This is a genomic window from Chitinophaga sp. W2I13, assembly GCF_050434005.1.
Taxonomy (GTDB): Bacteria; Bacteroidota; Bacteroidia; order Chitinophagales; family Chitinophagaceae; genus Chitinophaga.
This window is the reverse complement of the sequence record NZ_JBNPWD010000001.1, coordinates 6,862,384-6,882,536: the sequence shown is the minus strand read 5'-3', so window position 1 is coordinate 6,882,536 and position 20,153 is coordinate 6,862,384. Positions and strand designations below refer to the sequence as shown.

Genomic DNA, 20,153 nt, shown 5'->3' with positions numbered 1-20,153 from the left:
CTTCCCCGCCGGAATTACTTATATGGGCAACAGTATTATTCTGCCTTTAAGCTGTTAATGGGATTCATCAGTGCTGCTTTTATACTCTGGAAGCTGATAGTGAGCAGGGCAATGAGCATGGCGGCCACACCGGCCAGCACAAATACCCAGTAATGAATAGAGATGCGGTAAGGGAATTTCTGCAACCACTGATCCATGGTATACCACGCCACCGGGAAGGCAATCAGCGCGGCAATGCCCACCAGCTTCAGGAAATCGGCAGAAAGCAGGCGCGTAATGCCGGATACGCTGGCGCCGAGTACCTTGCGGATGCCTATTTCTTTGGTTCTGCGCTCCGCGGTATATGCGGCCAGTCCAAATAACCCCAGGCAGCTGATCACAATAGCCAGCGTGGCAAACAGCCGGGAAAGCTGCTGCATCAGCGTTTCATTGGTAAACATCTCGTTAAACTGGTCGTCCACAAACTGATAAGTAAATGGATAAGCGGGATTCAACTGCTTCATCACATCGCCGATTCTATGAAGCGCCACTTCCTTATCTGTGCCCGCATTCATGCGCACATACAGCAGGTTGGCGTCATCAGGAACACAATAGAACACTACAGGATCAGGTGAGCCATACATATTACCATAAACATAATTTTTCACTACACCGGCTACACGGGAATGAATGACAGAATCGGCGCTGAATGGTGTGTTAATAGTTTTGCCTACAGCGCTTCCCTTGCCCATCAACTGTTCCAACGATTCGGTGATCAGCACATCCATGCCATTGGCAGCAGCCACCGGTTTAAAATCATTGCCAGCCACTATCTTCATTCCGGTAGTTTGAATGAACTCGGGGCTTATGCGCCGCTGGGAAACAAGGATTTTATCAGTAGGCGATTTTCCGCTCCAGCCGATATCGTCGGTGTTGTTGCCGCCGTATAAAGTAACCTGGTCCGCCAATGCAGCATTTTCTATCACGCCGGTAGCCAGCAAGGCTGTTTTAATGGCGGCAAAGTTTTGCTTCATCGTTCCCTGAAGCGGCATAGAAATAAGATTATCTTTATTAAGACCGAGGTTCCGCTTCTTTACATGCTGGATCTGCTGGTAAATGATAGCCGTGCAAATGATGAGCGTAATGGAAACACTGAACTGCGCAATCACCAGGCCCTTACGGACAAAGGCGGCACTGCCGGTCTTCGACTTAATACCTTTTAACACAAAAACCGGGTTAAAGGAAGACAGGTACAGCGACGGATAGCTGCCTGCCAGTACGCCGCAAATCAACGTAATTCCCAGTAACCAGATAAGATGCATCGGTTTATCCAGCCCTACGCTGAGGCGCTTATCCACCAGCGCATTAAATACGGGCAGCACCAGGAATAGCAGCAGCACCGCCACCACCGCTGCCAGCATTGACATAAACAGTGCTTCACCGATAAACTGCGTGATGAGCCTACTTTTTCCGGCGCCCACTACTTTGCGGATGCCCACTTCTTTTGCACGTTTTTCACTGCGCGCTGTAGACAGGTTCATGAAATTAATGCAGGCAATGAATAAAATGATCCAGGCAATCAGAGAAAACAAACGGACATACTCTATGCGGCCACCACTTTGTTTTCCGTCAGTGAACTGGTCGCGCAACCGCCAGTTGTTCATACTGAACAGGAAGGCCTGGTTAATGGCGCCGGGATTGTGCGCTGCAATGAAGTTTTGAAGTTTATGGTTGATAGCGGTCAGATCTGCATGGGGAGCCAGTTCGGCATATGTGTCAACAGAATTGGCGCCCCAGTTTTTCAGATAAGGATTTTGGTTGAAAAAGATCTCAAAAGGAGCTACCCATTCAAATTTCAGTGTGGAATTTTCCGGGATATCTTTTATTACCCCGGATACCACGTATGGCTGCGCATTATCCACCGTAATAGTTTTGCCCACTATATTCTTCGTGTCGCCAAAAAATTTCCGGGCGGTTTTTTCAGTGATCACAATGGAGTATAACTGCGGAAACGGAACAGCCGCGTTGCCTTCTGTAAATGGAAGCGTGAAAATATTAAAGAGGCTGGCATCCACATAAATACCGCCGGCATACATTTTTTTATCTCCGAACGTGAATAGCAGGTTGGTCGTTTGTTCTGAGGTACGGCAGGTTTGCGTAATACCCGGTATTTCTGTCTTCATCGCATCGGCCAGCAGGGCAGGCGTAGAGGTAAATGTGCGGATGTTACCATCATAATTCCAGTTTTCCCACACCTGGTAGATCCTGTCTTTTTTTACGTGAGAGCTGTCGTAGGTAACTTCATCTTCTACCCATAAAAAAATTACACCGGCGCAGACCAGGCCAATGGCCAGTCCGAAAATATTCAGAAAGCTGTAGGTTTTGTTTTTCCAGAGATGTCTGAATGAGATCTTAATATAATTTTTTAGCATCATCATTTGTACACATTTGGGAGTAGTGCGACTAGCTCCGGCCAAGATAATGCCATAGCATTTTATATTGATAATGAGTTATTTGGATAATTAAGGTTGTCCGTTTTCACGGGAGAAGTGTTCATTTCCGGACAGGCAGCAGCACTTATTGCCAGGTGGCAGCAACTATATGCCCGGGTTCATTGTTAATTTATCCTGGTTCACACCCCCATTTGCCCGGTTCACCTAAAAATATTAGTTACGGTGAACAAGGGAATTTACTTTGCCATAAATATAAATGTCGACCTTATGAAACGGTATAAACAATGGAAAGTAATACTGCTGGTGGCGATTGGCTGTTTTATCGCCGTACAGTTTATCCGGCCGCGTATTACCCATCCACCCGTTACAGGCGAACCGGATGTTCCGCCGGAAGTCAGCGCTGTGTTGCGGAAGGCCTGCTACGACTGCCACTCAAATGAAACGCACCTGGCCTGGTTCGACCAGATTTCACCTGCTATCTGGCTGGTGGCCGGTCATATCACGGAAGGCCGGCGGGTGCTTAATTTCTCCAACTGGGACAGTATACCGAAAGACCAGCAAAAAGGAAAACTGTTTGAATCCCTGAACCAGATGCAGTTCAATGTAATGCCACTGTCGCAGTACACGGCCCTCCATCCCGCTGCACGCCTTACAAATGATGAGATCAGCATCCTGAAAAACTACCTGGCCACACAACTTGCTCCCCTGAAGCCAGACCGTAATAAAACCGCCGCCGCCAACCTTCAATACGCCGCCTGGCATCCGGACAGCCCTGTTGTAAAAGTAATGCCCGTACCTAACGGCATCGCCTATATGCCGGAGTATAAGAACTGGGAAGCCATCAGCAGCACCCAGCGACTGGACAACGGCACCATGCGGGTCATTACCGGGAATGACATCGCCGTGAAGGCCATCCGGGAACACCAGACCAATCCCTGGCCCGACGGTACTGCCTTCGCAAAAATAGCCTGGGATGAACTTCCTGATGCCGCCGGGAACATTACCCCGGGGGAGTTTAAACAGGTAGAATTTATGATCAAAGACAGCCATAAATATGCTTCCACCAAAGGCTGGGGATGGGCGCGCTGGAAAGGAACCGCGCTGAAGCCCTATGGTAAAAATGCTATGTTCACCATGGAATGTGTTAACTGCCACCAACCTATGCGCAACAACGATTTTGTGTTCACTGCGCCTACGCAGCACACTGTTGCTTCACTGCCTGATACGCTGGGCCTGAAGCTGAATGAATGGAAGGTGATCACCAGCGGTATTCAGAAAGATCAGACCATGAGTACCCTGTATGGCAACGAACGGGCAGTAGCCAGTGCAAGGAAAGGAGCGGCCACTTATCCGGCAGATGCCCTGCTTACATTGGTCACCTGGAAACAGCAACCGGACGATCATTGGTTTGGCGCAGTCATTCCAGGTATCGTGGCATCTGTAGAACAGGTGCAGTTCCAGCCGGGTAACATCTCGCCGTTATATAAAAAATATAACGGTAAAAACCTGGTGGCCGACAAAACCAGTGAAGAGGAAATAAAAAGCAGGATCGCCTACATTACCCGCCAGCGGGCATCTGTAATGCCCTAAGAAGTTTTCTTTGCTTTTTTAAGGGCTATCTTGTATTTATCAGGGGTACCGGAAATGTTGATGTTCATAAAACGCACCTTTTTATCTTTATCCCGGTATTCAATTTCATCCACCTGGTCCACGTTCACCTCTTCCTGCTTCCGGCCAAAAAGCGCCTGGAAGCCTACCTGGGTCACCATTTTCATCGGGATGCGGAGGTAATAGTTCATACTCATGTCCAGCGACTGGTTGCCCGAAACCTCAATATAGCCGAGCGAAGAATTGATGTTCATATTTGGAATAACGAGTGTGCCGTTTTTCAGGGTTAGCTTATTGCGCAGGGTATCAAAGCGTACCATGCGGAGGTTCTTATCTTTAAAGTAACCGGCCATGGCTTGCATAGGACCAAAATCCAGCAGGGTGCCATTGGTGATTTCAATATCCATCTGCGATTCCGTTTCACTCAGCACCGGCGTAAGATCGGGATGCATTCGCACATAGCTTTTGATATTACCGCTCAGTATACCTTTCAGGTTGTTGTTGAGCACAAAATCCTGTCCGAAGTTGTCGAACTTGATGAGCAGTTTGGAGATGTCCACGTTTTTGAGATAGATGCCGCTGCGGAAATACAGTTTCTTAGGATCAGCTGCGTTGAACATGCCACGCATGGCAATATGTCCGCCGGCAATATTCATGGCAATGGTGTCTACCTTTATTTTCTGGTCTTCCCGCATATGAATATTCGCAAGCACATTTTTCAGCCACAGCTTTTTGTATTTGATCTTCTTTACATCCACCTGTGTTTCAAATTCTGAAAAAGGAATATTGAATACGTTGAAGCCGGTGGCATGCAGCGAGTCGTTTTCCTTTACTGTGGTGCGCCGCGCGGGTGCAGCGCCTGCCACGGGATGGTCGCTGAAATCATAGTTCATCAGTTCATCAATATCCAGCATGTCAGATTTGAACCGGAAGTAATTGCTGCGTTTTAACTGACGTTTGCTTTTGCCGGTAGCATAGCGCATGTTCAGGTTGAAATCGGTGCGACCTACTTTACCGGTAAGCGTATCTACCACAATAAAGCGGTTATTGCCGTACCGTATACGCCCGGTCACATTTTCCACTTTGATAGGATGTTGTTTCAATGTGCCGGAAATATTGGCGATGCGGGCATCTATCCGTTTAAAAACAGTATCGTATTTTATGCTCATTTTACTCCGCAGCCAAACGTTGTTGGCTTCTTCATACCAATATCCCTGCGGAATAAATTTGTGTCCACGTTCACTTATAAGGTCATTTACGGCCAGGCGGTCCGACTTAAAATCGAATGCCACTTCCGTGTTTCCTTTTTTAATTTTATCAAACCAGATGAGATAGTTATTTAACCTTCCTTTGAGTGCAAAGCTGGTGCTGTCGATATTTCCGCTAAAGTTAGACACCCGCAGGCTGGTGTCGTTGATCATCACTGCCGCGTTAAAATCATGCAGGGCGTGCGGGTACTGCTGGAACTTGGCGTACAGCTTTTCTACCTTGAAGGTGCCTTTGGGCAAAGGATTGGGATGCAGTAATTCTTTTACCGACGTTTCAAACGCAAGGCCGATATTAAACCCGGTAATTACTTCTTTGGATAAAATGGGATGGGTAGAATCAAATTTGTATAATTCTCCCAGCTGCAAACGCTTGCTGGAAGCGCTGAAATTTACTGCTACCGGTTTATCCTGCTGGTGAAACAGCGCCGGTACGTCACTGACAGCGCCCTGCGCCAGTATATCGGAGCTGCCTATACGAAAAGCAATGGAATCCAGCTGCAGCCGCCCCTGCCGAATTTGCGCATGCACATTCATATTGCGTACCGGCAGGTGATAGCCGGGAATACGGAATTCAAGGTTTTTAACAGTGAGCTCACTTTGTACGCCGTCTTTCAGTTTAGCTAAACTTTCTTCCGGTATGCGCATATCCACTATTTCCCGGAAATTCATATTCAGCTTGATTTCACCGCTGATCTGTTCAAGGTCTTTGATGCCGAGGAACTCGCCCACGAAGCGCAGGTTCAGCTCAGAATATAACTGCATCAGGATTTGCGGATCGGTGAAATTTTTCATCACGAAGTTACCTTTGAATATGCCGCTTCCCGGTTTGGCATTGAAGTTCAGGATATGCAGTTCGGATGTTTGCAGGTTATGTGCGGCGCCATTGGTATAAAACCCTTTGAAGCCGAGCTGGTCTACTTTCCGGTCGATCTTCTTATTCTGGAACCATACATTTTCGCAGCCAAAATTAAATTCCATTAAAGGCATGATGCCTTTGCCGATAGCGCCTTTGATAATGCCATCGAAAAAGACGCGGCCATCATGACGGTATTTATCCAGCATCACAGCCACGTTTGCCGGCACCATGGCCAGCAGGAGGTTCAGATCCGGTTTATCGCCTTTCACTTTCAGGTCCACAAAATGTTCGCTGACCACTCCCTGCAGTTGCAGTGAGGCCTGTTCCAGCCGGATAGTGCCGGGAGGCAGGGTCAGTTGTTTTTGCTGCTTGTCATAAACAGCCGCCAGTTTAAAGTTCAGCTGTTTGTGCCGGAAGAGCGTGGTATCGGACTTCCCGGTGATGTCTATTTCCAGCTTACTGTCCATATCGATGGCAATACGGGCGGAGTCCATCGCGAAAGCTGTTTTTATCCTATCTATATGGGTGTTCACTTTCAGGCCGGACATGCCGTCTAAATAGCTGACGTCAATATTTTTCAGGATTATTTTCTTCAGGTCCAGGCTCAGGTCCTCGCTGGAGTCGGCCGGCGCAGCGGGGCCGGTACTTTTGAATTCGTGGGCTTTGATCAGATCCACATCGCCGTTAGCATAACGGGCCACATGCACGCGGCCGTTGGCCAGCACAATAATGCGGGCATTGTAGCGCTGCCGGAGGATATCTGGTAAGCTGAAGCCCACGTACAGGCGTTCTACCTGGTACAGTGGCTGTCCCTGCATTTTTTTATCTGCAAAAAAACGAACGTCGTGCAGGGCAATAGAAATATATGGGAAGTTGCTGAATGGAGAAATACTACTTTTTGTGATGACCAGCTCCCCCGCAAACTGCTTTCGGTATTCATTTCCTTCACCGCCATCTGCGTGAGCCGCTCCTGTTGACTGTATAAGATACCGCCGGCTATTGTCATCACCAACAAAAAAACGCCTGTGATGATCAGGAATAGCCTGATTACTTTTTTTCCCCGCTTCATGTAAATGCCTTTCTGAACGATAAAATTATGAAAAAATATAGCAGATATTTTTCATCTCTTAAGAACGGCCAGCGATTTTTATTATTTTTAACGATTCATAAAATCTGGTTACATGAAAAGATTGATAGCCCTGTTGTTGCTCGCAGGAAGTACGCATGTTACAATGGCTCAGCAGAAAAAGCTGGACAAGTTATCCGGAAACCCCGTATTCCCGGGCTGGTACGCCGATCCGGAAGGAGTGGTATTTGGTAAGGAATACTGGATTTATCCTACCTATTCTGCCGCTTACGAAAAACAGGTGTTCTTCGACGCTTTCTCGTCGCCCGACCTGGTTAACTGGACAAAACACCCGCATATCCTGGATACCGCTTCGGTGAAGTGGGCCAAACGCGCCGTATGGGCGCCGTCCATTATAGAAGTAGCGAATAAGTATTACCTGTTCTTTGGCGCCAACGACATACAGAACAACGAGGAAACAGGCGGCATTGGCGTGGCGGTGGCCGACAATCCTGCCGGTCCGTTTAAAGACTATCTCGGCAAACCACTGGTGGATAAGATCATTAATAAGGCGCAACCCATCGACCAGTATGTATTTCACGACAGCGACGGGAAGTATTACCTGATCTACGGCGGATGGGGACATTGTAATATTGCACAGCTGAAACCCGATTTAACCGGCTTCATTCCCTTTGCAGACGGTACTACCTTTAAAGAAATCACTCCCGAAAAATACGTGGAAGGACCTACCATGTTCAAAAAAGATGGGAAGTACTACTTTATGTGGTCTGAAGGCGGCTGGACAGGCCCCGACTACAGCGTGGCCTACGCCATTGCTGATTCCCCGATGGGCCCGTTCAAAAGGATCGGCAAAATCCTGGAACAGGACGCCACCATCGCCACTGGCGCAGGTCATCACTCTGTTATCGGTATTCCGGAGGAAAACCGCTGGTATATAGTGTACCACCGCCGTCCATTAACCGAAAAAGCGGCTAATTCCCGTGAAACCTGTATTGACCGGATGTATTTTGATAAAGACGGTTATATCAAACCGGTGAAAATCACCCGCGAAGGCGTTACCAAAGCGGTGATCCGCTAAACATTTCCCTATTGCGTAAATAAAATTCCGGATACGATTACATTGCCGGTCTTGCCTGCTCCAATTTTGCACCATCAAAAAAAGCAAAATATGATCAGGCAAACCGGCTTAGTTTTTTTATTTATCGTACTCCTTTTTTCACCAGTGTGCCTGCGGGCAGAAGAGGAGAATGCTGGTACCATCAGGGGAAAAGTGATCACCACAGATGGTAAGCCTGCCAGTGATGTAGTCATCCTCTTGCAGGAAACGAATGAAACCGCAATATCGGAAACGGATGGATCTTTCGTGTTTAACCGCATAAAACCGGGCAGTTATCACCTCACCGTAACGCTGATGGGGTACACCCCCATAGAGGAACAGGTAGTGGTAAATGCCGGGAAAACCACTACCATCAGGTTGCAGCTGGCCGTTACCAGCAAAGCCCTGAAAGAAGTAGTGGTAACCGGTAACCATAATAAACTCATCAAAACCTCCAGCTACGATGTGGCAAAAATGCCGCTGAAAAACCTGGAAAACCCGCAGGTATACAGCACCATCACGAAAGAACTGTTACAGCAGCAGGTGGTATTTTCAGTGGATGATGCCCTGAAAAATGCACCGGGTCTTACCCGTATGTGGGACGCCACGGGCAGAGGCGGCGATGGTGGCGGTTATTATAACCTCCGCGGGTTTATCACCCAGAGTAAATTGCGCAATGGCCTGGCTGGTAATGTGACCGCTAAAATTGATGCCTATAACCTGGAGCAGGTGGAAGTCATCAAAGGACCGTCTGCCACCTTGTTTGGTAACAGTCTTACTTCCTACGGCGGCCTCATTAACCGCGTTACCAAAAAACCTTACGATCATTTCGGCGGAGATGTTACCTACGCAATGGGCAGTTACGGTTTTAACCGCGTAAGCGCCGACGTAAATACGCCGCTGGACAAGGAAAAGGACGTATTACTGAGAATCAATACGGCCTATAATTACGAAGGCAGCTGGCAGGATTATGGCTTTAACAAAAATTTCTCCTTCGCGCCAAGTTTATCCTATAGGGTCAACGACCGTCTGTCTTTCCTCTTCGATGCAGAATATTCCACGGGACAGAATACCGGTTTGGGTGTGTTTTTCTTCCCGTATATGCAACCCATGGCTGATCTGGGCACTAACCGCGCCGATGAGCTGAAGATAGATTACAAACGTGCCTATGCAAAGAATGACCTGTACCAGACTTCCCGTAATACCAATATTTTCGGGCAAATGAAGTATAAATTGTCTGACCAGTGGTCCATGAGCACCAACATCAGCTCTACCAACAGCTTTTCAGATGGTCCTTCTCCCTATTTTTATCTCCTGTCTGACGCCGCAGCTACCGGGGTAGCCGGCGCCAAAGGAAGTAACTATATTTCGCGTAACGACCAGTTTACCGATAACAGCAGGGATCGTATCCTGGAAATACAACAAAACTTTAATGGAGATTTTAACATCGGCAGCCTGAGAAACCGTTTCGTTGGCGGATTGGATTATTTCCATCATAATGCCGACCAGTTCTTTGGTGGCGGTACCTATGATACCATTCCTTCTCACGGCGATATCCCCACCTATTCCAATTTCAATCGCCGTAACCTGGATACATTGTACAATAATCACGGTTTGGCATTTACCTTTCCTATCCGGAACCTTACCAATACTTACAGTGCCTATGTATCGGATTTGTTGAACCTGACCGATAACCTGATGATCATGGCCGCCCTCCGCGTGGATTATTTTGATAACAAGGGCAGTTACAATGATGTAAAAGGTATTTATGAAGGTGGCTACAACCAAACCGCTTTCTCTCCAAAACTGGGTATCGTGTATGAGCCTTTAAAGGACAGGATCTCCATATTCGGTAATTATCAGAACGGGTTTACCAACCAGGCTGGCACCAGTGCTGCGGGGAAAGCGTTTAAGCCGGAGCAGGCCAACCAGCTGGAAGGAGGTGTGAAATTACAGTTGTTGAATGGCCGTATTAACAGTACGCTCAGTTACTATAATATCAAAGTAAAAGACGTACTCCGTCCGGATATGGCGAACCCCAATTTCTCTGTACAGGATGGAACGCAGGTGAGTAAAGGATTTGAGGCAGAAGTAATTGCCAATCCTTTCCAGGGCTTTAACATTGTGGCCGGTTTTGCTTATAATGATTCCAAATATGAGGCCGCCGCTAAAGAGGTGGAAGGAATGCGTCCGGGTACTGCCGGCGCGCCGTCTGTGGCTAACCTGTGGCTCAGTTATCGTATATCCGCCGGCGTAGCCGACGGTCTTGGTTTTGGTTTTGGCGGCAATTATGCCAGCGACAATAAAATAGTGAACGACAGAACAGTCGGTACTTTTATACTGCCATCGTACACCGTGTTAAATGGTAGTATCTTCTATGATCAACCCCGTTTCCGCGTAGCGGTTAAAATGGATAACATTACTGATAAGCATTACTGGATTGGCTATACTACTGTAAACCCACAGAAGCTGAGAAGCTTTACCGGAAGTTTGTCGTTTAAATTTTAATAAAAGAAGCCTGGGCGGTGTATCCTCACAGCCCGGGCGTTTTCAGTTATGCTGCCACACCAGCACGACGATCCCCTTGTATTTCGTAGTGGTGAAAGCGTAGTTTTTTACGATAATAAACAAATACCACTGTAGTCACGGCGCCCGCCAAACCTGCTACAAATACCGTTAACCGCGGACCTATAAAATGCGCCAGCAGCCCGGTGAGCAAACTGCCCACGGGGATAATGCCCTGAAAAGCCATGATATAATAACTGATAGCCCTTGCGCGCATGGTGGGAATAGCGTGTGTTTGAATGTAAGTATTAATAGACGCGGTTTGCGCCATCATACCCACACCGGAAAGCGCCATAAATACCAGTGCCAGCGGCAACCAGCCCGACAGCGACAACAATAGTACGCTGAGCGAAAAAATAAGACTGGCAGTAATGAGGAGCTTTACAAGATCCTTTCCCGGCTTTAGTTTGGCCATGTAAATGGCTGCGGCAATAGACCCAAGACCAGCAGCACTTTCAAACCAGCTGAATGTTTTGGCGTCGCCATTGAAAATGTCTTTGGCAAATACCGGCATCAGGGTATTGAAGGGAATCACAAACAGGCTGCTGGCTGAAAGCATGAGCAGGAGCGACGATAAGTCTTTATCACCGGCGATATAATGAAAACCCTCTTTTAGTTCGGCCCATATGCTCCGGTCCGACCGGAGAACCGGCGGCAGGATAATTTTCATCATCCATAAAGAGATCAGCACCGGCACATAGCTCAGGAAGTTGCTGACAAAGCAGATATCTTCCCCGAAAGTACTCAGGATAAACCCTGCCAGCGCAGGCCCTGCGATGCGGGCAAAATTAGACATCGTGGAATTCAGCGCAATGGCGTTGGGGAGGTCTTCCCTTTTTTCTACCATTTCCACCATCAGCGATTGCCGGCAGGTAACATCAAAGGCGTTGATAACGCCTTGTATCAGCGATAATAAGATGATGCCCGGAATATTATAGTAACGCAACAGGATCATGAGCGCCAATGCGCCTGCCTGCAGCATGGAAATGATCTGGGTGATCATCAGGATCCGGTAACGGTTGTGGCGATCGATATAACTGCCGGCGTATGGCGACAGGAGCAGGGAAGGAATTAAGCTTACAAAACTCACTACCCCCAGCAGCACTGCCGAGTTGGTGAGGCGATATACCAGCCAGCATACGGCTGTTTTCTGCATCCAGGTACCTATGAGTGAAACTGATTGTCCGTAGAAGAATAACCGGAAATTCCGGGATTTTAAAGCACGAAAAGCATCCATTTAGAAATCATATTTAGGGTATTGATCCGTTATTGAACTGGTGCAAATTTCGGTAAGTGAAGTATATTTGTTAAATAGATTGTTTTAATGATATTGATTGATAAAAACGATTAGTGCATGGAACTCCGTCAACTGATGTATTTCGTGAAGGCCGCAGAAATGGTGCATTTTACAGAAGCGGCAGCGGCGCTGTACATTACCCAGTCTACTTTATCGCAACAGATCAAGCAGCTGGAAAATGAACTGGGCATGTTATTGTTCGACCGGATCGGCAAGCATGTTCACCTCACAGAGGCAGGCGGGGTTTTCCTGCTGCATGCCCGGCAAATCCTGCTCGACGTGGAGAAAGGTAAACAGGCGATCCAGGATTTGCAGAATATGCTGAGTGGCGAATTACGTATAGGCGTTACATATGCCTTTACCTCGTTCCTGTTGCCGGCGCTGGCAACTTTCCCGGTAAAATATCCCGGCATCAAAATATTCGTGGAGTATGGCACTACTGAACAGCTGGAAAATAAATTAAGAGCCTCTGAACTGGACCTGGTACTGGCTTTTCACCAGGATGCGTTTTACAAAGACCTGGAAACGCGGGAGCTGTTCCGTTCCCGGATTGTAGTGGCAGTGTCTAAAAAGAACAAGCTGGCAGGATTAAAAAAGATCAACCTGCAAAGTTTAAATGGTATGGATTTGATCTTTGCCTCGCGGGGTTTCAGCGCCCGTGATTCGCTGGACGAAGTATTACAGAAGAATAAAATTCAGCCTTCGGTGAAGATTGAAATGAATGATGTGCATTCTATTTTATCATTGGTGGAGAAAGGACATTGGGCTACGCTACTTAACGAAAGGGCCTTGCTGGGATGGAAAAACCTGGTGGCCATTCCTATTGAAGGAAAGGAGTTACAACGCCGGGCGTATATCATCTGGCAAAAAGAAACGTATCACAAAAAAGCGGCAGATCTGTTTATAAAGGAATTACTGAAGGAGTTGCCGCCCACAGGGAAGTAAGGCGGCGCCATATGGCACTCAGCAGCAACATAAGTGCTGCCGCCGGGTGACCACAGGTAAGGGGTTATTGTGCGGTTCGCAGTTCTGCGATATTGCATTTATAATATTTTTCAAATACATCTGACAGTTCTTCCCATCCGCTGTATTGGGTGAGACTGGCAATATGCGTGAGTGTACGGTCGGTTTCAATAAGCATTTTAAATACAAAGGCCATTTTTTCCTGCAGGATCAGTTCTTCCACAGTGATGAGGAATTCCTGTTCAAATGGCGCTTCCAGGAATTCGGACGCCACGCTAAACCGGTCGCAGAGCGCTTCCTTGCAGGTCGCTTCCGCCGGATGATGAATAATATAATTGGCTATTTCCCGCAGCTTTTCGCGGTAGTGTTCCATCAGCATCAGCGAGGGAGGGCCTTGCAGGTAACGGAGATAGGTAGCGTAAAAGTCGATGGCATTACGCCGGAAGAAAACGTCTGCCGTTTCGCCCACTGCTTTGAAGCTGCGGATCCGGTGCATGATCTGGTAGTTGACTTCATTAAGATGATAAGGAGCTTTTTTAACGGGCTGTTTGTCTGCAGCCGGTTCTTTCAGATTCAACACCTTGAAAAGGGGAAATTCGGTGACCAGGTGTTTCGCCGCCGGCAGGTGCAGATTTACATGAAAGTTGATCGTAAATTCCTTTTCTGTGATCAGGGTGGTGGTGTGGGTGGCGCCTTCCCGTGTATTCATTTCCTTTTTGCCCGGTTTCATCTTCATGGGAAAAGCCGCCGCATTTTCAGCAAAACCGGAAATACAAACAGGCAGACAGGCGTTGTCCGGCGCTACCGTGGTAAGTTCCACGCCCTGTTTCAGATGAACCAGGGCGTAGTGGACAGATAGTTCATTGAGCGCTATCTCCTGATCCATGATCACCCCGTTTTCATCAATATCGGCAAAGCATTTGGCATTAGGGATCAGTTGCGACTGCAGGTAGCCGGGAACCTGTTCGTAAGTGGTGCAAACTCTTTTCCCAGGATTGATCAGCAGGTACTTGGTTTTCGGTTGACTCATGGTTAATTTCCTTTGATATTGCCTGTTATTTGAAATGCAATGTACTATCCGCGGTAAAATAATAATCGGTATTTGTAGTGGCTTTTATACCTTCCAGGAGGAAGCCTATCGGTGTATTTTTATCCAGCAAACCGGTGAAGGTTCTGCTGGCAAGGTCAGGATGATCCAGGGTAGCGCGAACACCGTACCACCGGAAGATGGCATTACATATTTCATCCAGGTGGGTATCAGAAAAACAGTAAAGCCCTTTCTGCCAGCCCAGTTCTACAGTAGCGTTAAAAGGTTGTGTATCCAGGGTAGCGGCCTCTTTGTTGAAGATAGCCTGCTGTCCGGGTTTCATGGTAACGGTTTTTTTACCGGCTTTCATCCGCACTTTTCCGTCTACCAGGGATACTTTCACCATGCCACTGTCGTAGCTGTTGATATTAAAGCTGGTACCCAGTACTTCCACGGTGCTGTTGGGAAGATGTACGAGGAAAGGTTTACCGGCGCGCTTCGCGATATTCAGGTATGCTTCCCCGTTCAGGGTAATTTCCCTGTCGGCCCCCTTAAAGGTAGCCGGGAAATCCATGGTGGTAGCAGCATTGAGCGTAATTACGGAACCATCCGGGAGGGCTACTTCATAGCTTTTGCCGTGCGGTACTATCAATGAGTGAATGCCTTGTGGCAGGTCGTCTGATGCGTTGAGATAAAGGGTATTGTTTTTATTGGGAATCGTTTTACCGCCAATAGTTACGTTGCCGGCTGATTGGGTCAGGTTGATGGTGGGCTGGCCGGTGATTTCCAGCAGCACATCTTTATTGATGGTGGCCACCGGCGCTGGTTTGGGAGAGGCGAAAAAGTCCCATTTCCAGGCCGAAAATGCTACAAGGGCCATTACCACTGCTGCGGCTGCCCAGGGAAGTATGGTGCGGTACAGCGGCTTTTTCTGCTTAAAGTCAATCACTTCCAGCCACGGGGCAGGAGGGGCTGGGATCTGCATCATGGAAAGCTGTTCCCACTTCTCCCTTACTACTTCGTCTTCTTCGATAAGTTCTTCCAGCAATTGGTCATCTGCTGCGGAAATTCTTCCCGCAAGCTTTTCCGTCATTAGCCTGTATATTTCTTCTGCGCTGTTCATGTACACTATTAACCGTTTATTTGATCTGGCGGGGTATTAAAAAAGGATTTTTTTTAAGGATGCCCTTAAAGTTTTCAGCGCGTTGGCTACCTGTTTTTTTACAGTTTCTTCAGTGGTGTCCATGAAGGCTGCTATTTCTTTTCGCGTTTTATGTTCCTGGTAAGCCAGCCGGAATGCCATCGACTGGCGTTCCGGAAGCTGACTGATGGCGGTTTCCAGCTGCTCTTTCAGCTCGTTGTTTTCCAGCCTGCTTGGAGGAATCGTGTAGGTTTCAGGCAGCATGATTTCCTTTAACCTTTTGTTCCTGGTGGCATCTTTGGCAATTTTATTCAAACAGCGGTTACGTACGCTGACAAAGAGAAAGTTTTTGAGAGAACCGGTGGCGCTCAGGTCTATCCGCGCGCTCAGGTCCTTTTGCCAGAAGTCGACAAAAAAGTCCTGGACCAGCTCCTGGGCCTCGGTTTCGTTTCTGAGTATTGTGTATGCAGTCATATACAACCATTGACGGTAGCTCTCATAAAAATACTGGAAAGCGGAAACACTGCCCGATTTCAGTTGTGCAAGCAATTCAATATCGTTGATAGATGCACTCATGCTGGGATTTAGTTGATAATCGCAGGCCTGGCAACGGCTGCTGTTGTCAAATGGTTACTGATACGCGGTTAGGAAATACGTCAGACAGGGCAGGAAACAGCATGGCTATTTTAAGCAATGAGGAAAAACCACCCGTAAGACAACTGATTTTGATACAATAACATGCACACTACAGAATATATTCGATCAGGGGGTATGGGCGGATTTTTAATTAGAAGTAAAGTTTGTTAATGAATTGTTATTCCGTCATTTCCGGAAGCTGTCTCAGGTGTTTGAAACAGGAATAGGCAGGGGAGCAGGAGGAGGAAAACGGAGTTATTCTGTGCAGTTTGCACAAAATAACCCGCCTTTACTATTTCTTTTTGGCGCCCCTTTTCTTGGGTTTGCCATATTTCAGCATCATCTTTTCTTTGTGGGTCACCTTTTTGTTGGTCTTCATATTTTTAGCCAGCTTCTGGTGAAAAGCAGGGCCTACGTCTTCCCGCTTGGGCGCCTTTACCAGCGTATTCCGCATATGTACCTTCGGTTTTTCATCTTCCGTTAATACATCAGAAATTACCAGGTCGTCCGGTAATGGCTGCACGGGAATGGCATAATTCATCAGGCTTTCTATCCGCGCCAGGTCTTCTGTTTCTGCGTCTTTGGTAAACAGGATAGAAATTCCTTTCTTATCAGCTCTACCGGTTCTGCCTATACGATGAATATAGTTTTCCGGTACTTCCGGCGTATCAAAGTTGATCACATGCGTTACCTCTGCAATATCCAGTCCGCGGGCAATGATGTCTGTAGCAATCAGGAAACGGTATTCGTTCTGCTGAAATTTACGGACAGTATTAAAACGGTGATTCTGTTCCTTGTTGGAGTGAATAATGCCTACCTGGCCGGGGAATTCCTTCTCCAGTTGCTCATGCAGATCATCCGCCAGTTGTTTGGTGGCGGCGAAAATGAGGGTTTTGGTCATGGTTTTATCGTCCGTGATCAGCATTTCCAGGAGGTTCACCTTTGTATAAAAGTTGGGAACCCTGTATACGATCTGGTCGATGTTTTCCAGTGGGGTACCGGTAGGCGCTGCTTCTATTCTTACCGGGTTATTAAAATGCGTTTCAATCATTTTCTCCACGTCTTCCGTAATGGTAGCGGAAAACATAAGGTTCTGCCGTTTTGGAGGCAACAGGTCCATGATATTTCTTAACTGGGTCCGGAAACCGAGGTTCAGCATTTCATCTACCTCATCAATAATAAGACGCTTTACCAGTTTCACTTTCAAGGCGCCGCTAAGGATAACGTCGTACAGGCGCCCGGGGGTAGCCACGAGAATATCCAGTTTGTCCTGCACCGCCTCCATCTGAGGATTCATATTCACGCCGCCATAAATGCCCAGCACTGATACATTCATGTAGGTAGTGAGCTTTTTAACGGATTCCACCACCTGTACTACCAGTTCCCGGGTAGGTACAATGATCAGTACAGTGGGATATTTTTCTTTCGAAAATTTAAACTGCCGTAATGTGGGCAACAGGTAAGCGAAAGTTTTACCGGTACCTGTTTGCGCAATCCCGCACACATCCTGTCCGGACATGATAACGGAAAAGGCGCGCTGTTGTATGGTGGTAGGTCTTTTATAACCTAATTCGTCTATCGCGTTTAATAATGGGGTATTCAGGTTTAAATCACCAAAAGTCATGATACTACTATAATATGAACTGCAAAGGTAAAGAATTACCAATTATGGATTTGCCCTTTGTAATTCTTATTTCAATACATTAGCATAAAAAAAGCTATGAAAAACCTCCACATACCGGCTATTAGTGTTCAAGCATATGGAGGCCCTGAGCAGTTGCAACTGCAGGAGGTGCCCGTTCCGGTGCCGGCAGAAGACCAGGTGCTGATCAAAGTGGTAGCCAGCGGTGTAAACCCGATTGACTGGAAAATAAGAGAAGGATTTATGAAACATCCCTTGCCTTACATCCCTGGAGTGGAAGCTTCCGGTATTATTACTGCAGTAGGCGAAAGCGTTTTCGGGAAAAAAATAGGCGATGAGGTATATGGTTCTGTAGATGGCTCCTATGCCGCTTATGCCATTGCGCAGGGCGAAGGTTTATTCCGTAAGCCACCCGGCATATCATTTGAGGAAGCAGCTACCATGGCGGGCGCCAGAACGGCCTGGGGCGCAATGTTTGATGTGGCAGGCCTTGTAAAGGGACAACGCATTCTTATTCATGCCGGCGCAGGCGGAGTGGGGCATTTCGCCGTACAAATGGCCTATAATGCAGGCGCATATGTAATTGCCACGGCCAGTGCAGAGAATCTGGATTTCGTTACCTCGCTGGGCGCCAATGAAGTGATTGATTATAAGGCTGCGCCTTTTGAAAACCAGGTAGCGCCGGTAGATATTGTATTTGACACTGTTGGCGGAGATACCACGGAAAGATCGCTGGCGGTGCTTAAACCCGAAGGCGTATTATTGTGTATCGTGCAAATGCCTGATGCGGAAAAGGTGGCTGCGGCAGGCGTCCGCGCGCTGTGGGGAGGCACCAAAACACTCGCTTCCATGAAGGAGGTGCATCAATTGCTGGATAAAGGATTGATCCGGCCTTACGTCCGCAAAGTATTTCATTCCCTGTCGGCCGCCGCTGAAGCACAGGAATACAGTAAAAATGGTGGTAGCGGAAGGGGAAAAATAGTACTGAAGATAGCGGAAGAATAAACGTCAGCCGGGGTCATCCTCCGGCTGATGGTATTATTTGCCGAGTATTTTTTTCCGGTGCTGAATGCCCCATTTCTGCAGGGCAATGATCACACTGTCCAGTGTAGCCGCATAAGGCGTTAGGGTATATTCTACCGATACAGGCTGTGTATCGTACACAGTTCGCTTCACCAGCTTATGCGTTTCCAGGTCTTTCAGCTCTTTGGAAAGCACCTTCGACGTTATTTTAGGAATGCTGCGCTCTATATCCCGGAAACGTTTATGACCCCGGGAAACAGCGATGATAATGGGCAGTTTCCATTTTCCGCTGATCACATCCAGCGCGTCCCTTACCGGCATAATCACTTTATGGCAATCGGTATGAGCACTGCTTTCCGCCTCCGGTCTGCCACAATTTATCGTGAGTTCTTCTGTTTTCATCTGCATACAGTTGGTTACCTTTTGTAAAGCACTTACTTTAAGGAAACTGGTTACTTTCTGATAGCAAATATATTAACTTTGTTGGTGGAACTTAAATTTAAATTAATGAAAGTAGAAATATGGTCCGATATCATGTGTCCGTTTTGCTACATCGGCAAGCGGAGATTTGAAGCAGCACTGGAGAAATTTCCGGGGAAAGACAACATCACGGTGGAATGGAAAAGCTTCCAGCTGAACCCTTCCCTCAAATCGCAGCCGGGAAAAGATGTATATGACTATGTAGCAGAAATGAAGGGGCAGTCGCGCGAATGGTCGTTAACCGTACACGAACAACTGGCAGGTACCGCCCGTGAAGCGGGTCTTACCTATAATTTTGATAAAGCAGTTATCGCCAATTCTTTTGATGCCCACCGCCTTATTCAGCTGGCGAAGCAACAAGGCCTCGGCGATGCAGCAGAAGAACGCCTGTTTTACGCCTATTTTACGGAAGGTAAAGATGTGAGCGACCATGCCACCCTGCTGGAACTTGGCCTGGAAATCGGATTGGATAAAGCTACTGTGGAGGCTGTACTGGAAACATCAGAAATGGCCGCCGCCGTGAACAGGGATGTGAGCGAAGCGCAGCAACTGGGCATCCGGGGTGTTCCGTTTTTTGTACTGGACCGCAAATACGGCGTGTCAGGCGCACAACCGGTAGAAGCTTTCACACAAACACTGGAACAGGCGTTTGCAGAATGGAAAAGCACACAGCCGGTAACAGCACTGGATACTTTATCAGGCCAGGTTTGTACACCGGAAGGAGATTGTCAATAGTTTGATTTTTTATAAGGTAATTGGCTGGTCAATTTTTATAGACGGGTGACTGTAATAAATAGAAATGGCGCAGGATTAATCTTCTGCGCCATTTCTATTTATTGATTTAGTTATAAACACTTCAATATTGTCATAAAGATATGCGCTTGCTCCCTGGTTTTAATAACCTGGTTTAGTGAGCTTAGTATTTCCGTTTCATAACAATCGTTAAAGTTTATCTTTAAATTTAGTGCCATTACGTTCCTTTTCTGCAAGAAATCAATTTTTTACTTTCCAACTGTTAACCCCACCCAAACA

Annotated in this window: 14 protein-coding genes; 6 read left to right on the top strand and 8 right to left on the bottom strand. The window is 47.4% G+C overall.

The features are described from left to right. Positions 1 to 35: 35 nt before the first annotated feature. A complete protein-coding gene (locus QFZ48_RS28190; protein ID WP_429064802.1) occupies positions 36 to 2,417 on the bottom strand; it encodes an ABC transporter permease in 2,382 nt (793 codons plus the stop codon). 282 nt (positions 2,418 to 2,699) lie between these two features. On the opposite strand from QFZ48_RS28190, the gene QFZ48_RS28185 reads away from it, so the two are divergent. After that, the gene (locus QFZ48_RS28185) at positions 2,700 to 4,022 is read left to right on the top strand and encodes a cytochrome P460 family protein (protein ID WP_429064800.1); all 1,323 of its coding nucleotides are present in this window, start codon (positions 2,700 to 2,702) and stop codon (positions 4,020 to 4,022) included. On the opposite strand, the gene QFZ48_RS28180 is transcribed toward QFZ48_RS28185, so the two are convergent. Beyond that, complete coding sequence (locus QFZ48_RS28180) at positions 4,019 to 6,982, bottom strand: AsmA-like C-terminal region-containing protein (RefSeq protein ID WP_429064798.1); 2,964 nt, start codon at positions 6,980 to 6,982, stop codon at positions 4,019 to 4,021. The two genes, QFZ48_RS28185 and QFZ48_RS28180, sit on opposite strands and share 4 nt — an antisense overlap. Positions 6,983 to 7,345: 363 nt before the next feature. Here QFZ48_RS28180 and QFZ48_RS28175 point away from each other — a divergent pair, with 363 nt between their 5' ends. Both QFZ48_RS28175 and QFZ48_RS28170 read left to right on the top strand, forming a co-directional pair. Next, positions 7,346 to 8,329 carry a glycoside hydrolase family 43 protein gene (locus QFZ48_RS28175; RefSeq protein ID WP_429064796.1) on the top strand — a complete coding sequence of 328 codons (984 nt, stop codon included), beginning with the start codon at positions 7,346 to 7,348 and terminating at the stop codon, positions 8,327 to 8,329. Positions 8,330 to 8,419: 90 nt separating this feature from the next. Beyond that, positions 8,420 to 10,855 carry a TonB-dependent siderophore receptor gene (locus tag QFZ48_RS28170; protein ID WP_429047643.1) on the top strand — a complete coding sequence of 812 codons (2,436 nt, stop codon included), beginning with the start codon at positions 8,420 to 8,422 and terminating at the stop codon, positions 10,853 to 10,855. A gap of 46 nt (positions 10,856 to 10,901) precedes the next feature. Here the strand turns inward: QFZ48_RS28170 and QFZ48_RS28165 are convergent, their stop codons facing one another. Next, positions 10,902 to 12,149: an MFS transporter gene (locus QFZ48_RS28165; protein WP_429064794.1), complete on the bottom strand. Its 1,248-nt coding sequence runs from the start codon at positions 12,147 to 12,149 to the stop codon at positions 10,902 to 10,904. A gap of 117 nt (positions 12,150 to 12,266) precedes the next feature. Here QFZ48_RS28165 and QFZ48_RS28160 point away from each other — a divergent pair, with 117 nt between their 5' ends. Next, complete coding sequence (locus QFZ48_RS28160) at positions 12,267 to 13,154, top strand: LysR substrate-binding domain-containing protein (RefSeq protein ID WP_429064792.1); 888 nt, start codon at positions 12,267 to 12,269, stop codon at positions 13,152 to 13,154. 64 nt (positions 13,155 to 13,218) lie between these two features. Here QFZ48_RS28160 and QFZ48_RS28155 read toward each other — a convergent pair whose 3' ends face one another. From QFZ48_RS28155 to QFZ48_RS28140, 4 genes are all read right to left on the bottom strand, one after another. Next, a complete protein-coding gene (locus QFZ48_RS28155) occupies positions 13,219 to 14,202 on the bottom strand; it encodes a hypothetical protein (RefSeq protein ID WP_429064790.1) in 984 nt (327 codons plus the stop codon). Between the two features lie 25 nt (positions 14,203 to 14,227). Next, positions 14,228 to 15,322, bottom strand: a complete 1,095-nt coding sequence (locus QFZ48_RS28150; RefSeq protein ID WP_429047649.1) for a FecR family protein — start codon at positions 15,320 to 15,322, stop codon at positions 14,228 to 14,230. Between the two features lie 36 nt (positions 15,323 to 15,358). Next, the gene (locus QFZ48_RS28145; RefSeq protein ID WP_370910302.1) at positions 15,359 to 15,916 is read right to left on the bottom strand and encodes an RNA polymerase sigma factor; all 558 of its coding nucleotides are present in this window, start codon (positions 15,914 to 15,916) and stop codon (positions 15,359 to 15,361) included. 352 nt (positions 15,917 to 16,268) lie between these two features. After that, a complete protein-coding gene (locus tag QFZ48_RS28140; protein WP_429047652.1) occupies positions 16,269 to 17,600 on the bottom strand; it encodes a DEAD/DEAH box helicase in 1,332 nt (443 codons plus the stop codon). A gap of 96 nt (positions 17,601 to 17,696) precedes the next feature. On the opposite strand from QFZ48_RS28140, the gene QFZ48_RS28135 reads away from it, so the two are divergent. Further along, positions 17,697 to 18,623 carry an NADP-dependent oxidoreductase gene (locus QFZ48_RS28135; RefSeq protein WP_429047653.1) on the top strand — a complete coding sequence of 309 codons (927 nt, stop codon included), beginning with the start codon at positions 17,697 to 17,699 and terminating at the stop codon, positions 18,621 to 18,623. Between the two features lie 33 nt (positions 18,624 to 18,656). Here QFZ48_RS28135 and QFZ48_RS28130 read toward each other — a convergent pair whose 3' ends face one another. Then, positions 18,657 to 19,049, bottom strand: a complete 393-nt coding sequence (locus QFZ48_RS28130; protein ID WP_429064788.1) for a winged helix-turn-helix transcriptional regulator — start codon at positions 19,047 to 19,049, stop codon at positions 18,657 to 18,659. Positions 19,050 to 19,148: 99 nt separating this feature from the next. On the opposite strand from QFZ48_RS28130, the gene QFZ48_RS28125 reads away from it, so the two are divergent. Beyond that, entirely contained in the window at positions 19,149 to 19,856 is a 708-nt protein-coding gene (locus QFZ48_RS28125) for a DsbA family oxidoreductase (RefSeq protein WP_429064787.1), read from the top strand. Positions 19,857 to 20,153: the final 297 nt, after the last annotated feature.